Origin of the sequence: Prevotella sp. C561, assembly GCF_000224595.1 — a bacterium.
GTDB classification, from domain to species: domain Bacteria; phylum Bacteroidota; class Bacteroidia; order Bacteroidales; family Bacteroidaceae; genus Prevotella; species Prevotella jejuni.
This window is the reverse complement of the sequence record NZ_JH114144.1, coordinates 255,719-270,721: the sequence shown is the minus strand read 5'-3', so window position 1 is coordinate 270,721 and position 15,003 is coordinate 255,719. Positions and strand designations below refer to the sequence as shown.

Sequence of the window (15,003 nt, the reverse complement as noted above, 5' to 3'; positions counted from 1 at the left end):
AACTTTTACAAGGCCATTATTCAAAGACTTGACTAAAGAAGTTCGGACTCAATGTAACAAGTCGCATAAAAGCGTTTGTCTTCAGGTTTATCTCTGTACCAGCCAAGTGGATCAAGACATCAAGGCGGTATGTGCTGAATATCTATACCTGTAATTATGCTTACGCAGATGTTTTCCAGACTGATTTTGGATAGTGCCTACAACTTATGGGAATGATATTGTGTATTGCCTCAAGTCACATTGTGGGGTAAGGGGATATTGTAGGCAGAAGTGGGTGCTTCAAGTTCAAATTATCTGCAAATTCAGTAATGAGAGGACGTGTAAACGCAATAAGAACCTTCAAGGGCTTAGTTGCGGATTTGAGGTCATATTTTTCTTTGAGCCGTTTTGGAACAAATGGTTCCACATCTACCTTAAAGTAATTATCACATCCTCCCAATAATTCTCTTATGAATTCATTTATAGGACCTTGAATACTTTCTTCTGTATAGGATTGAGTTAGCAACACTGCATACTTGTCATTTAAGATAGGGTTCAAAAGTATGTAATACTTATCCAAGACTGCATAATTCGGTTTAATTTCTGTCTTACCTTCTTTTTTCTCTGTGTCTTGATACTCTCTTAATATACCATACTTACCTCCTTCAATAACACCATCTATCATCCAAGTATCTGAATATAGAGTCATTGGCAGCATATTACCATCGTCTATGCCAATGACTTTTTTACTTTTGTCATCTTTATGAAATTCGTCTTGTCCCACACCATTAATGAAAGAGGTAAAAAGATATATCATTAGAGCCTTATCAGACGTGTCTGAGTTCTTCGCATATTTTTCTTTCAAAAATTCTCTAAAGGTTTTATTTTCATCTTGCTTTTTAGGCTTAAGACTAATTATGTAAACATTGAGTTTGGGGTTATGTGCCATATTTATTTTCAATTACTTCTCGTCAGAACACGTGTTTAATGTTTTAAAATCAAAAACTTCATTATCAAGGAAAAGTTACATCATAATAGTTTTCAAATAAAAGAATATTATTCTTTTAGAAGAGGATTCTGTCCTCCTTTGGGAAGTCGCTTTACCATTTTGTCGAAGTCGCTTTCAAGTTGAGCCATTTCTCTTTGGCGGTATATATTGAAGTCTCGCTCGACTTTTTCTATTGCTTCTTGATGCGATACACATCCTTTTCCTTCCAACAGTTTGCGTTGCAGAGCTATGATTTGGTTGTCAAGAGCTGAAATCCAATCTGCCATATGCATGGGACGTTCTTCAAGGGCTTGGAACTCGGCAAAGTCTAAAAATTGCGACACAAGTAGGTTGAGCCGTTGCAGTTCTTTTTCGGTGAGGTAATTCTTAGCTATCTTTACATCATCCTTAGTAATATAGTTGCCTTTGAAATTGGTCATGCCAACGAGGGGTTTTTCACTATCCACACGGTCGTAGATAATTTCTGCAGCCGTGTGTTCGTGTACGGCATAGTGGAGTTTATTCTGCACAGGAGCGAAGAATGTGTGGGTGAGGTCAGTGCGCGGGTCATAATCCACAGACGTGGCGTAGATGTCTGTTACCTGCTGATAAAAGTTGCGCTCTGATGCCCGAATATCTCGAATGCGTTGTAGCAATTCACGAAAATAGCGGTTGCCTCCTTGTTTCAGCCGATCATCATCCATCGCAAATCCCTTCTGTATATATTCATGCAGTCGCTCGGTAACCCAACGGCGAAAGCGTGTTGCTACTTGCGATTGCACTCGATAGCCCAGCGCAATGATCATATCAAGATTGTAGTGGTCGATATTGCGCTGGACATTGCGATTGCCTTCCTGTCGAACTAACAAGTATTTCTTGTGAGTTGCCTCGTCTGCCAATTCTTTGTCGGCATAGACATTCTTGATATGTAGGGCGATATTCTGTTGTGTTGTATCATAAATCTCTGCCAATTGCCCTTGCGTGAGCCATACATCTTCGTCAGCAAAGCGCACATTAACCTTTATCAAGCCATTGTCGTCTTGGTAAATGATGAGATTGTTGTTATTCTTCATCATATTGCAACCTTCCTTTAAGCTTCTGGTATGGCTTCATATATAGATTCTATAACTTTACAGAGTTTGTTGTATGTCTTACATTTTGTGTAATGAGTCAAGTTTTCAAATTGAATACATTTTTCCCCTTCGTCTATATAACTTGTACTGTCAAATATTTCATACAACTCCTTTGCATACTTCTTTGTTTTACACTCTATTTGAATCTTTAGCTCATGATTTAAATCAAAGCGTATCCACAATGTGCAATTAGCTCTGTCCTGTTTTATCCAGATATAGTTTCCAAAGCAATCTTTGTATTTGTCATACATTGCCTTCTGCTCCTCATCCCAGAATTCAAAGCCATAACTCTCGCAAAGGTCATTTGCCATCTTTGCTCTTTCTGTATCAAGAGCGATTTTGGCATACCATTTTCTTGGAATGGCAAACATAATATGCCCCTCAAACCAATATACCCGGAAACATCCATTTCGTTCACGTTCTACTTTGGAGATCCAATCATACATTTTAATGTCTTTCCGCAAACGTTTTGTTGCAGTTTCAAAAGCAAGGATACCATTTGTATCTGCATCCTCCCATGCTTGAGGTTCCTTGGCATCATCAATATAATGCTGAAGGTTCGCTTTTACGTCTAATATAGAATTATTGTTTGCAATGTGTGTAAACATAGCTCTAACTTTTTCATTAGATGCAAGAATATTTTTTAAGAATTTGTTATTTTCCGCTCTTTCCGTTACATATAATTGATTAACTTCATTCCATGTATTAAATTGGCTTACTATTGCTCGAATAAGGATATGTTTGTCTCTATATTCTTTTGTGATTCCTTTCTCATCAAACATACTCTTCACAAATTTTGCATTATGTGCATAATCTTGTTTAGACATAGCAGGATCATAGAAGAATGTTACCATTCCCTTAAAGAAAGGGTGTTTTTCAACATCTTTCCATATATCTTCCCAAAGTGGATCTTCCGAAATACGTTTTGCTTTTTCAACCTCTTCTAATAAAGCGCGATTTTCTTTTTCTGTAGAATTTTCTATCCCCCATTGGCTTAATGCTTTGTAGAAGGATTTTTCAGTTCCCATTTTTGTTGCTACAAAGTGAATGACCATAGAGAGTTTACGAATCAAGGATGAAACGGGGGTTAGACCATCAATGTTTGTATTTTCTATTACATTCCATACAACTCTCATCCAACATTCAAATGTAGATATGTCAAAACTATCCATTGCTTCTATATATTCAATCACAGCCGATAAAGCAATGAGTTTTATATGACTTATCTTGGATGATGTATTGCAATAGAAGTCGTCGCCTGCCAATTCATTATTTTTATCCCATATAGGAAGCATATTTTTATAGATTATTCTTTCGTTAGAATACAACACATCCAGCACTTTGTCTAAGGTTTCAACATATTCAGGGTGTTCATCTAATAATGTTTTAAATGGTTTGAACCCCCAATACTCATTGCCGCCTATTTGTTCTTCTGCATTAGTGTAGAGAATCCTAATGGTTTTATCGGTTCGCATATCCCTGTCGCTAACATCATTCTTGCTTGCAATAATATATTTACAAGCGAAGAACCGTGAGAAAAAGCTCATGTAGGCATTATCAAAATCTTCCGCACCATTCTTCCAGAATATGTCAACCCACTTCGCATCTAATTTGACAGAAAAGTTGAAGTGGAACGATACTTCATCAGCAGTACCATCTTTGTATAGTGGCATCATTTCTTGAAAATGACCATATTCTTTTTGTGAGATGAAATTTGTCAAATCGGCTTTAAAGTTTTCAAACGGACTTAGCTGCAAACCTCTTGCATTCATTTTTATGTATAATTCCTCAGATAGGTTGAATACCCCGAGTGACTTCACGTAGAATTGGAGCTTCTGAAGTTTTGCGAAAAGACTTCTTTGTTTCTGCTGTGTATATCTATCATGTATAGCATTGAGCATCGTAAGCATTGCACTGATTGTGCTATCACGATCAAATGATTTGAAATACCATTTAGAATTACGAATAACCTCTTTGGGAGTCTTATTCCCTAATTCTACCTTGTATGATGATAATTCTTGACAGAAGACTGTAGATGTTGTTCTTGTTTCATAAAGGAATTTTGAAAGACAATCCCTGATAAATTTACTTTCAGGCTGGTTAATATCTAATTCTGCATTTGTAATATACCAATATAATAAGAAAAGTGTGGTCAGTCTTTGTTGACCATCCAACAGTTCCATTCTATATTCATTATTATTTGGTTTTATAATGCCATATATAAAATTAAGGTCGAAAATGTCATCATTGCCACTGGTGAGGTTTTCAAAGATTTCATCAAGAAACATATTTCTGATGTATGTACATACTCCGTCAGTACGTCCTTGTGCGTATGGTCGTTGAATCTGAGGTATTACAATACTTGAAACTTTAACCTGATTATCTTTGTCAAAGTCAACTTCCCTTGTGAAAAGATCTGTAAATGAAAATCTATAGTCCATGCCTTTATTGATTGTATTCAGGTAAATATTCGTTTAACATACATATAATGTATTTATGATACGACTCCATATCTTCCTTTGCCCAAATGGACCGATTTGTACCTTTGTCATCGTAAAATTTTGAGAAAATATATTGAGTGGCAGCGGGGATAAATACTCCTTGCTTTATTCTATCAATAATGATACGGCGTTTTGTGCAGAACAAACTATTACCATACGAGCGGTTTGTTTCTGCATCCAATAGTGTCAGGTTTCCGATACTGTTCTTGATTTCTTCATCCATCTCTGTTTCACCAGCATTTTTCTTAAGAAGATCAATGACTGTATCATATTCTTTATTTTCCAGTTTTTGGTCAATCTCTTGTTGTTCTTGTACAGATAAAAAGTCTTTTCTATCACTCCTTGCGGTTTCTATCCATTCCCTTTTGAGTTCATCTTTCTTTAGAGCATTAGTGTGGAATGAATCTATGTGTTCAATGTCCCAATCTTGTGCGTTGAGTACATCAAACGGGAATTTATATATATCTGATTCTGATTTAAGTTTCGAGTTTTGAACATTTAAGAGATGTATATTCAATGTCAAAAGAATGCGATAAATGTTTTTTCTGTCTTTATATGATGTAACGATTTTGCCTTCTTCGTCTCTTTTTATACTTCTTAAATAGAACTTGATTCGGTCTTTGAGATAATCGATAAAATCCTCTTGGGTTGCATTTTCAGGCATATGATCATAATAAAAAATGAGTCTTGTTATATCTTCACCACATTGACTTAATAGCCCAATATAATTGTAAGTAGCAGGAGTGTAAAACCAATCGTCAAGTGTCCTAAATAATGTCATTACTTCTTTCCATGCCTCTGCTACAGCAATTTGCAATTCTTCACCTTGCTTACCTTCAAACATATCACAGTAATATCTGAAAATCACACTCTTTCTTGTATCAAGGATATCATTATCGGCTTCTTTCAAAATATCAGAAAAAAGTTCTTCTTCAGAGTCTTTTATCTTGTGAATTTTGTATATCAGTGAGAAAAGTAAGTCAATGCGGTTTGGCATATCTGTTCCTTTCTTCTGGAGAAAATACCAAAAATTATTTGCATGAAGAGTATTTTCAATAAATTCCCATTCTATAGCAAGGGTAGATTGCCTAATGTATTTGGAACTTTGTTCAAAATTTCTATTAAGCAAGAAAAGTCCTTTAATCAATTCTGCATCAGTTAATCTAATTTTGCCTGTATTGATTTTTTGAAACTCCTTTATGCTACTTTGTGATTTGTTTTCAGACAATTCATACCACAAAACCTGGACAGAACCACTCTTTGTATCTCTCATACCATTGAGTAATGTAAAGAATGAACTTCTGACTGTTTCCAAACTACCACCAAGTTTATATCGCTGATTTATCTCTTTGCCTTCATTCTTGATCCAGCTATCAATGAGTTTGAATGCTGATGCCATATGATAAAAGTCGATGTTGCTTTTAAAATCATCTCCACCTTTTACTATGTCAAGATTCAAACTTTCCAAGAAAGTTGCAGAGTCTTCACGTGTCGCATAGAAAATATGATATAGCTCTTTACCATCTTCCTCTTCTTTCAGAGTTTCTGCATTCCATCCCTTTTTGGCAATAAGATACTTATAAAGTAGAAATATGGTAGTGAGTCTTTGCTGTCCATCAATGATTTCCCATACGCCTTTTTCTAATAAATTTTTGTCGTAAACACTTTTGAAGAGTTCTTTCAATTTCTTTTCTTCTGTTATAGGACATGCAATAATTGGTTGTAGACAATAAAAATCTTCATCACTTTTACTATCATTAGCAAAGCTGAGCAAATCTCTGAGTAAATCCCCGACTTGTTTTTCTGTCCATCTATAACCTCTTTGATAGGCAGGAATATAAAAGTATCTACCGTCAAGGATTTCGCCAATAGCATATTGTTTGATATTATTTCCCATATAGTCGTTTTATTCTACTAATTCTTTCGATGAAACATTGAGCAAGTCCGCCACTTTAAAGATGGTGGTAAGATTAGGCTGCTTGCGGTTGCAGACGTAGGCTTAGTGATACTGAAACTCATACCTAACTCTTTTGCAAGCCACGTTTGGGTAATACCTCGCTTATTCAAATGTTCCTTAATGAGGTTGCTATGTTCTTTCTTCTGTCCCATTAGATGATTGTATATCTCAATATTAGTTACAAAGATATGAACTTATAATGAATAAAACGAAGAAAAATAGAACATTCACGCTACTAAAAATAGTTTTTCCAGTGAGAGGAAGCCATAAGGAATCTCTTAAACATTCAGTGATAATTAATTAACAACGTGCTTTTGTCCAAAACAGCCCACTTTTTGACTATGTATTGAGCGTTTTTGATAGTCTTTGATTTCCTTGTATTTCCCGATACATCCCGTCATATCCCTACCTCTTGGAATAACATCAAAAGCCCTCTACTTTTGCATCGTCAGAGCTGACTGAACGCCCTATGCGCAAGGGCGAGTTTTTCATTTCAAAATAATGGAACTATGACAATAAAGGAATTACTGGATAAGCCTGTTTGGCAGATGACCGGTGAAGAGTTGCTCTTCCTCACACAACACGGAAAGATGTCCACGAGTGGAGAAACAGCTAAGGCTTCCTCCAAAGAAGAAAAGCGATATGTGTATGGGTTGGCAGGCAATGCACGCCTCTTCGGGTGTAGCCTACCTACAGCTAACCGTATCAAGCAGAGTGGTAAAATCAATCGTGCCATTACACAAATCGGTCGTAAGATTATTGTTGATGCTGACCTTGCACTGGAATTGGCAGGACGAAAGACAGGAGGAAGATGATGAATACAACAGATTATGAAAACATTTGGAAAAAGTCGCTCATTCATGTAACAGATGAGTTTGCGCTTCCTCCTGTTGTACTACAAGCAGGTGAAGCCATTATTGGCACACTGGGGAACTTCAGTGTATCAACAGGTAAGGCGAAAGCTAAGAAGACTTTCAATGTGAGTGCCATCGTTGCAGCAGCCCTTGTCAATGGGCAGGTGCTGGAATATCAGGCATCATTTCCTGAGAGTAAACGCACAATTCTTTACTTTGATACGGAACAAAGCCCTTATCATTGCCAACTTGTGATGCAACGTATTTTGAGATTGGCAAAACTGCCGATAGACAAGGAACCGCAGAATTTGAAGTTCAGTCATCTTAGAGCCATTGCTGACCCTAATGAACGCAGAGAAATCATTCGCTATGCCATTTACAATACACCCAATGTGGGTTTGGTTGTCATTGACGGTATTCGGGATTTGATGCTTGACATCAACAATTCAACGGAGGCAACCAAGTTAGTGGGCGAACTGATGCAATGGACGAGCGAGCAAAACATCCACATCCAAACCGTGCTACACCTCAATAAGGGCGATGACAACGCACGTGGGCATATTGGGACGGAACTTAACAACAAGGCAGAGACTGTCCTGCAAATTACAAAGGATAACACCATGCCTGAACGTAGTATTGTTGCACCCTCCATCATCCGCTCCAAGCCTTTTGAAAAGTTTGCCTTTCGACTTAAGGAGGTTGAATACGATATTTGCATTCCCCAAATAGATCTCTCATATTCGGACAATGAGCGAAAGCAACATCGCTTCTCCTACCAAGAGTTAAGCACTAACGAACATCGAAAAGCGTTGGAATCAGTCTTCTCTACAAGCGAGATTTTGCCATATAGTAAACTTATCGTAGCTCTCAAAGAGGCTTATGCTAAGATTGTGGGGCTATCCTATGGGCAAACTAAACTCAAGGAACTTTTGCAATTCTTGCTCAACAAAGGCATAGTGGTTAAGGAAGAACGAGGAAAATATCGACTCAGCCATAATTCTCTACAATAAAACCTTTGGTCGGTCGGACACAGGCTATATATACCTGAATCAATCCGACCAAAGAGAAACAAACTTGGTCGGACGTAAAGGTGTGCCTATAGTGTACGACTGTCCGACCAATCCTAAGCCTTTCAGCCTCCAAAAGAAAAAGGCTGAGAGTTATTCATTTCAAACATCAAAACAAAATCACAATGGAAATACAAAATATCAAGCAAATCTCTATCACAGATTATTTGCAGCAACAAGGTTATTCACCTGCACGAGTACAAGGAATTCATTTTTGGTACTGCTCCCCATTACGCAACGAAAGTACACCATCATTCAAAGTAAATACAGAGCGTAACCAATGGTATGACTTTGGAACTGGCGAACATGGGGATATCATAGACCTTGTGCGTGCTTTACAGCATTGTACCATGAACGAAGCTATTGAACTTCTAATCGGTTCAAAACAAATAATGCATCAAGATTTTTCTTTTGGCGGTAAAAGAAAAACCTCTAAGCACAAATTAGAAATCATATCTGTGCAATCACTTACCAATCCTTATTTATTACGTTACATCGCAGAGCGAGGAATATCTCTCAGCATTGCCAATAGGTTCTGCTCTGAAGTTCATTACAATAATACTAATCGGACATACTATGCCATAGGATTTGCAAACGATGCTGACGGATGGGAAATCCGTAGTCCTTATTTTAAAGGTTGTATAGCTCCGAAAGCCATTACAACTGTCAGTAAGGGTACAGACCATTTGCAAATCTTTGAGGGCTTCATGGATTTTCTCTCGTGGCAAACAGTAAATCCATCCTCAACATGTGATGCTATTGTTCTCAATTCTCTGGCTCTTTTGCCACGTATTCAAGAGAAGATAAAAGGCTACAAGCAAGTTGAGAGTTTTCTGGACAATGATGATGCAGGACGAAAATCGTTTGAAGTTTTGAAACAGTTTTGCCCATCTATCATAGATGGTTCTGTTCGCTATCGAACTCACAAAGATCTCAACGAATGGCTCGTTGCTCTATCTAAAGTGCAAGAAAGTCAACCTTCGTTACCAACCACGAAGCGTGGTATCAGAATATAGTGTTTATCAGCGAAGCAAGTTTGTGTTTTGAGTATCTCAAAACCTACTTGCTCCCACCATTGGGAGATAAAAATCCCGTTGGTCTCATCAAAAAATAAAAGTATGGAACAGAAGAATAAAGGTGGACGACCTACCAAGACTTTATCAGAGAAGCGAAAATACCAAGTGCTTCTTCGGCTCAATACAATGGAGTACTACACCTTGTTGGGAAAAGCACGTGAAGCCTCAATTCCTCGAACAGAGTTTTTACGGCTGCTCATTACAAATGCAGAAATAAAGAGCCGAATCAAGCCAGAGGAAATGCAACTCATCCGTACAGTTTCTGGTATGGCTAACAATCTTAACCAGATTGCCCATCGACTCAATGCTTTCGGCATCTCTGCACTCAGCGAAGAACTGAATGCGCTGAAACAACTTATTCACGAACTTATGAAACGATTGAAGTCATGATTGCCAAGATTATTAAAGGAACAAACTTCAGTGGAGTTGTCAGTTATATGCTTAGCAAGCGTGAAGGTCAAGTCAAGGTTTTACAAGCCAATGGCGTGCGCAGTTCTTTCCCAAATGACATTGCACACGAATTCAACTTGCAAGCCTCTATGCGTCCAAGTGTACAGAAACCAGTTTGTCATACTATACTTTCTTTCTCGGCACATGATTCAGAACGACTAACAGATGCAACAATGGTGAAGATTGCCAACGAATATCTTCATAAAATGGGCTATGGCGACACACAGAGCCTTATCGTAAGGCCCAGTGACCGCCATCATCCTCACCTGCACATTTGTATCAATCGCATTGGTAACAATGGCAAAACCATCAGCGACCACAACGAAAAGTATCGTTCAACAAAGATTTGTAGAGAACTGACAGAGCGTTATGGTCTAACCATTGGCGAAGGAAAGCAAGAGGTAAACCGCTCTAGATTGAGAGGTGAGGATAAATTACGATACGAGATATTCGATACCATTAAGTCTATATTACTTCAATCTCAGACTTGGAAAGATTTTGTTGCAAGGTTAGAGCAACAAGGTATTACCACTCGTTTCAAAACGAAAGGCAACACCGATGTTGTTCAAGGAATCATCTTTAAAAAAGACGGATGTAGTTTCAGTGGCTCAAAGATAGACCGAACGTGCTCTTTCTCTCGCCTCAATGCTGAGATAGAACAAAATTCTCACAAACAAGAGAAAACTAATCTACAAAATGAGCCTATGGTAGATTCTGTAGATGAAAGCTATTTCATTACCGACCTATCTGAAGCAATTAGTGAAGTGTTTTCTATGCCAACACCAAGTAATGGCGTAGATGTTGATGAGCTCCGCTTCCAAAAGAAACTTCGCAATAGAGCTAATCGCAAACGTAGAATTTAATCACATCAAATTTATATCAGTATGAATAACGAAATAACACCTGTTCTTGATATGCTCGAAGAACTTAAACAAGACTGCAAAGCCATCAGTAAGGCACAAGCAGAACTGCGCACTACTATTGCTGAACAGCTATCTAATCCAAAGAGAGATAGTGTTAAAACACAAAAAACCGCGCAAATCCATCTCTCGAAAGAAACCCAAGCCAAAATCAAAGAACATCAACTTTTTGTTTTGGAGGCACTATCACAATCAAGTAAGAAACTCGACTCAAAATTTGAAACGCTGCATGAACTCATCAGCAAGCGACAAAAGCCTGTAGAATTTAAGAACTACTCGCTATTTGCAAGCGTGCAATTAGCCGAGCGTATGCTGCTCTTATTGGTTTGTGGGCTGGTCATGGTGAGTTGTTGGTTCTTCGGTATGGGAGCCAACAAGCTGCAAACAGCCTCTGATTATGACCTGCGTTATCGTTATCTGCGTATGAAAGGTAAAGCCACAACTTTGGACTTCGCTCATCTTGATAGTATCTTCATAATGCATCGCAATCCCAAAGCCATTCAGCAGTTGGAGCAAAAAGTCGTAGACTATGGGCAAGCCCTGCAACGGCAAGCGGGGGTTGATATTACAACAGGAAAAAATCAAGCAAGAACAAAGATATCTAAAAAAGCATTTGAAGAAATTATAGATCGGATATATTTGATAATAAAGCATTCCTACTTAACGACTTATGTCTAGGTTCTGTTAGTTTTGTTGCATCCAAGAGACAATAAGTGTTACTACTTTCTTCCTCTTTAAAAACATATCCTTCCCAATTGTTGTGAATGAGCATTTTCTTAAAAGCAACTCCATTTTTAAAATCGGTTAATGATTGCCCTAACAATGGGAATGGGTGCCTGCTACAGAAGAAATCATTAATTCTTGCGGCTGCTCCTAGTTTTTCAGTACAATTTTCTGAATAAAGCAATTCTAAGTCATGCCCTATCTCGGTATAATATGTTTTTTTCTGATAATTATAGAAAGAATTAGTCACAACATTTAATTTTAATTCTCTTAAAACACTTATCATGTTACAGCACCTCTCTATACCAGAAAATAGGTCTAATAACACAATGTCTTCACGAACCTCACAAGATGTAATAGTTGCAGTTTCAACTCTTTCCCCTTTACTTTCCTGTTTTCTTATTGCGGTTTCCAAAACACTCTTTGCAGTAGATTCATTATCATAGAAAAAATAGGCTCCAATTTGATTTTTGTTACCATATTCTTTATAAGAATATTCTGAATTATGAATATTATTACACCAAACATCAGGATAATTTTGTTCCAAACCATATCGGTATAACATATCCCCACGTTCGAGGATAATTTTGTTTTTTTTAGTTCCATTCGCATACTATAAATTTTAAAATTATTTTCCTATTATTTTAGATAGTTCCTTCTCCATCTCTTCCACCGCAGGCAAAACAGATTTTAGATTGTCAGGGATAGCCTTTGAGAGTTGATAATCACTCACACCAATTGGTTGATCATAACCAGAGAGAGCATATTGCGCTACCACCTTGTCACCTCCGTTACAGAGGAGCAAGCCGATGGTCTTATTGTCGTGCTCGCCACGGAGAGTATCGTCCACTACATTGATGTAGAAGTTAAGTTGGCCCATATATTCGGGCTTAAATGGTGTGGCTTTAAGTTCGATAACTACGTATGCGTGTAGTTGGATATTATAGAGAATGAGGTCGGCATAGAAATCAGAGTCACCTACTTCAAAATGCTTCTGCTGTGCCACAAATGCAAAGCCACTGCCCATTTCCAGAAGATATTTGGTGATATGAGAAACCAATTGCCGTTCAATGTCTCGTTCTGCCATTTTATCTGTCTGTCCCATCATATCAAATATATAAGGGTCTTTCATCAGATAGTTGGCAAGGTCACTTTGCGGTTTGGGTAATCGTACAGAAAAGTTGCTCACTTTCTTTGCCGTGATCTGCCGAGTGAAAAGATTGGTCTCAATCTGCATTTGCAGAACATTGCGACTCCAGCCATTTGCAACCGCTTGCGAAATGTACCAATAGCACTCGCCCAAAGGGAGTTTATTATTAAGCAGAATAACATGGCTCGCCCAGTTAGTGCGAACAATGGCGGAATGCTTGAATATTTCCTCTATCTGACTGATGTCGCAGTGATAGATTGTTGACAATGTTTCAGTAACTTCTTCTAATTGTGCAACAGGCTGTTGCGTAATTGTGTTCGATTGATTATCTGTAGATTGAATTAGTGCAACAGGTTGTTGCACTATTTGATTGAGTTCATTAGTCAAGCTCAAAACATTTTCTACTGTAGGAGTCGTGAGCAAGCTATCTATCCTATCCATTTCTTTCAGCACTTCCAACGGATAAGCACTGGCAAACTGGCACATATAGAAGATATTTCTGCGAGAATACCCTTTCTTATCTGGATATTTTGAGTGTATCGCCTTGGATAGGTTGTCAATCACTTTACTTCCCCAGCCTTCTTTCTTTTGGAGGTAGAGAATAAAATGCCCCACCTTCCAATAATGGAAGAGCATATCAGCATTAGCCGAAGTAATCATGCGTACTTGTGTATGCTCAAGGTCAGTACCGATGGCTTGAACAACGAGTGATAAATCTTGTTTCTCTGCTTTATTTATTTCTTGGCTCATATTATTTCGGTATTATAATTGATTGAATTTACTCATGGCATTCGCTTTGATGTCGTCCGCAATATCTATGTATGGTTTCATAGCCTTGTAATCGCTATGCCCAGTCCATTTCATAACTACTTGCGGAGGAATACCCAAGGCGAGGGCATTACAGATGAACGTTCTACGACCAGCGTGTGTTCCAAGCAAGGCATATTTAGGTGTAACTTCGTCAATGCGTTCATTACCTCTATAATAAGTTTGACGTACAGGTTCGTCAATGCCTGCGAGTTCAGCTAATTCTTTAAGATAATCGTTCATTTTCTGGTTAGTAATGACAGGTAGCACCTTGTCATCTTCAAATGCCACGTCCTTATATTTGTCAAGTATCGCTTTGCTGTGGTTGTTCAGCTCGATAATCAGACTATCCGAAGTCTTAACTGTTGTAACCCTTAATTCCGCAGCATAAATTCTTAGATTGTGTATTGGAGGTCATAAACATACTACTGTTGTAACCCTTAATTCCGCAGCATAAATTCTTGTAAGAACTCCAAGTGCCTGAGAAACAAAGTTCTCAAAACACTTGGATATGTCAGAAATTTCACCTATCTTGGTGCTGCTAACATAACAAGTAAGCAAAAATCTGATATGACAAAGGTAGCAATTAAAAACGAGAATATCACTTCTTTCGGTGGAATTTATCATATTATGGACGTTTTCTCAAAGCTGGGCTTTGAAAAACTTACCGAATCCGTATTGGGCAGACGTGGAAGTCGCGGCAAGGCATTCAGCCATGGAAGTATTTTCGGCTCTCTCTTCTTCAGCTACCTTTGTGGTGGAGAATGCCTTGAGGACATCAATGCGCTTATTGGGCAGTTCAGGCAGAGACCTGATACGCTGTTACCCGGTGCCGACACTGTGGGGCGCGGACTGAAGGAGCTTGCGGAAGGGACCATTATCTACAAGTGCGAAACCTCCGGCAAGTCGTATAGTTTCAACACTGCAGAGAAGCTGAACACCTTACTATTACGGATGATACGGAGAATGGGGCTTATAAAGGCGGGCAGTCATGTTGACCTGGACTTTGACCACCAGTTTGTTCCTGCCCACAAGTTCGATGCAAAGTATTCCTACAAGCAGGACCATGGCTATTTTCCTGGTTGGGCTTCCATTGGAGGTATCATAGTTGGAGGTGAGAATCGTGACGGAAACACCAATGTGAGATTCCATCAGGAAGACACGCTCCGTCGCATTATGGACCGTGTAACCTCAGAACTTGGTGTGGTAATAGAGCGTTTCCGTGCTGACTGCGGGTCGTTCTCAAAGGAAATCATACAAACCGTAGAGCAGCGCTGCAACACGTTCTACATTCGTGCTGCCAACTGCGGCAGTCGCTATGAGAACTTCCGACAGTTGAAGGAATGGAAAGGCATTGAGCTTGGCTATGAGAAATGCGATGTCACGTCCATCAGCATG

The 15,003-nt window shown here is 38.5% G+C and carries 11 protein-coding genes and 5 pseudogenes; 9 read left to right on the top strand and 7 right to left on the bottom strand.

Annotation, left to right across the window (positions count from 1 at the left end; all coding sequences use genetic code 11):
* Positions 1–194 (top strand): annotated as a pseudogene (locus HMPREF0666_RS16595) (IS1380 family transposase); the annotation flags it as partial.
* Between the two features lie 12 nt (positions 195–206).
* A pseudogene (locus tag HMPREF0666_RS18070) lies at positions 207–422 on the top strand (hypothetical protein).
* A 613-nt stretch (positions 423–1,035) separates the two neighbouring features.
* Here the strand turns inward: HMPREF0666_RS18070 and HMPREF0666_RS07705 are convergent.
* The 4 genes and pseudogenes from HMPREF0666_RS07705 to HMPREF0666_RS16585 form a co-directional block, all read right to left on the bottom strand.
* Positions 1,036–2,043 (bottom strand): virulence RhuM family protein, encoded by a 1,008-nt coding sequence (locus tag HMPREF0666_RS07705; RefSeq protein WP_009011826.1) that lies wholly within the window; start codon positions 2,041–2,043, stop codon positions 1,036–1,038.
* 14 nt (positions 2,044–2,057) lie between these two features.
* Positions 2,058–4,541, bottom strand: a complete 2,484-nt coding sequence (locus HMPREF0666_RS07700) for a DUF262 domain-containing protein (RefSeq protein ID WP_009011825.1) — start codon at positions 4,539–4,541, stop codon at positions 2,058–2,060.
* Positions 4,542–4,545: 4 nt separating this feature from the next.
* A complete protein-coding gene (locus HMPREF0666_RS07695; RefSeq protein ID WP_009011824.1) occupies positions 4,546–6,498 on the bottom strand; it encodes a DUF262 domain-containing protein in 1,953 nt (650 codons plus the stop codon).
* A gap of 9 nt (positions 6,499–6,507) precedes the next feature.
* Positions 6,508–6,710: pseudogene (locus tag HMPREF0666_RS16585) on the bottom strand (helix-turn-helix domain-containing protein).
* Between the two features lie 357 nt (positions 6,711–7,067).
* Between HMPREF0666_RS16585 and HMPREF0666_RS07690 the strand changes: the two are divergent.
* The 6 genes and pseudogenes from HMPREF0666_RS07690 (at position 7,068) to HMPREF0666_RS07665 (ending at position 11,553) form a co-directional block, all read left to right on the top strand.
* Positions 7,068–7,373 (top strand): DUF3853 family protein, encoded by a 306-nt coding sequence (locus HMPREF0666_RS07690; RefSeq protein WP_009011823.1) that lies wholly within the window; start codon positions 7,068–7,070, stop codon positions 7,371–7,373.
* On the top strand, positions 7,370–8,422 hold the full coding sequence (locus HMPREF0666_RS07685; RefSeq protein ID WP_009011822.1) for an AAA family ATPase: 1,053 nt from the start codon (positions 7,370–7,372) through the stop codon (positions 8,420–8,422). The genes HMPREF0666_RS07690 and HMPREF0666_RS07685 overlap by 4 nt, the downstream gene beginning before the upstream one ends.
* 182 nt (positions 8,423–8,604) lie before the next feature.
* A complete protein-coding gene (locus tag HMPREF0666_RS07680; protein WP_009011821.1) occupies positions 8,605–9,495 on the top strand; it encodes a CHC2 zinc finger domain-containing protein in 891 nt (296 codons plus the stop codon).
* 102 nt (positions 9,496–9,597) lie between these two features.
* On the top strand, positions 9,598–9,945 hold the full coding sequence (gene mobC, locus HMPREF0666_RS07675) for a plasmid mobilization relaxosome protein MobC (RefSeq protein WP_009011820.1): 348 nt from the start codon (positions 9,598–9,600) through the stop codon (positions 9,943–9,945).
* Positions 9,942–10,868, top strand: a complete 927-nt coding sequence (locus HMPREF0666_RS07670) for a relaxase/mobilization nuclease domain-containing protein (RefSeq protein WP_009011819.1) — start codon at positions 9,942–9,944, stop codon at positions 10,866–10,868. The genes mobC and HMPREF0666_RS07670 overlap by 4 nt, the downstream gene beginning before the upstream one ends.
* A gap of 21 nt (positions 10,869–10,889) precedes the next feature.
* A pseudogene (locus HMPREF0666_RS07665) lies at positions 10,890–11,553 on the top strand (hypothetical protein).
* On the opposite strand, the gene HMPREF0666_RS07660 reads toward HMPREF0666_RS07665, so the two are convergent.
* The 3 genes and pseudogenes from HMPREF0666_RS07660 to HMPREF0666_RS07650 form a co-directional block, all read right to left on the bottom strand.
* Positions 11,548–12,195, bottom strand: a complete 648-nt coding sequence (locus tag HMPREF0666_RS07660; RefSeq protein WP_157600260.1) for a hypothetical protein — start codon at positions 12,193–12,195, stop codon at positions 11,548–11,550. The pseudogene HMPREF0666_RS07665 and the gene HMPREF0666_RS07660 sit on opposite strands and share 6 nt — an antisense overlap.
* A gap of 81 nt (positions 12,196–12,276) precedes the next feature.
* Positions 12,277–13,548 carry a YhcG family protein gene (locus HMPREF0666_RS07655; RefSeq protein ID WP_009011816.1) on the bottom strand — a complete coding sequence of 424 codons (1,272 nt, stop codon included), beginning with the start codon at positions 13,546–13,548 and terminating at the stop codon, positions 12,277–12,279.
* Positions 13,549–13,560: 12 nt separating this feature from the next.
* Positions 13,561–14,013, bottom strand: a pseudogene (locus tag HMPREF0666_RS07650) (site-specific integrase); the annotation flags it as partial.
* A 162-nt stretch (positions 14,014–14,175) separates the two neighbouring features.
* Between HMPREF0666_RS07650 and HMPREF0666_RS07645 the strand changes: the two are divergent.
* Positions 14,176–15,003, top strand: an 828-nt coding sequence (locus HMPREF0666_RS07645; RefSeq protein ID WP_009011814.1) for a transposase, incomplete at its 3' end; no start/stop codon positions are given.

Bases quoted from the DNA above. Each gene is read 5' to 3' on its own strand.
- HMPREF0666_RS07685 (WP_009011822.1), top strand. From the start codon at position 7,370: ATGATGAATACAACAGATTATGAAAACATTTGGAAAAAGTCGCTCATT.
- HMPREF0666_RS07680 (WP_009011821.1), top strand. From the start codon at position 8,605: ATGGAAATACAAAATATCAAGCAAATCTCTATCACAGATTATTTGCAG.
- HMPREF0666_RS07690 (WP_009011823.1), top strand. From the start codon at position 7,068: ATGACAATAAAGGAATTACTGGATAAGCCTGTTTGGCAGATGACCGGT.
- HMPREF0666_RS07670 (WP_009011819.1), top strand. From the start codon at position 9,942: ATGATTGCCAAGATTATTAAAGGAACAAACTTCAGTGGAGTTGTCAGT.
- mobC (WP_009011820.1), top strand. From the start codon at position 9,598: ATGGAACAGAAGAATAAAGGTGGACGACCTACCAAGACTTTATCAGAG.
- HMPREF0666_RS07705 (WP_009011826.1), bottom strand. From the start codon at position 2,043: ATGATGAAGAATAACAACAATCTCATCATTTACCAAGACGACAATGGC.
- HMPREF0666_RS07700 (WP_009011825.1), bottom strand. From the start codon at position 4,541: ATGGACTATAGATTTTCATTTACAGATCTTTTCACAAGGGAAGTTGAC.
- HMPREF0666_RS07695 (WP_009011824.1), bottom strand. From the start codon at position 6,498: ATGGGAAATAATATCAAACAATATGCTATTGGCGAAATCCTTGACGGT.
- HMPREF0666_RS07655 (WP_009011816.1), bottom strand. From the start codon at position 13,548: ATGAGCCAAGAAATAAATAAAGCAGAGAAACAAGATTTATCACTCGTT.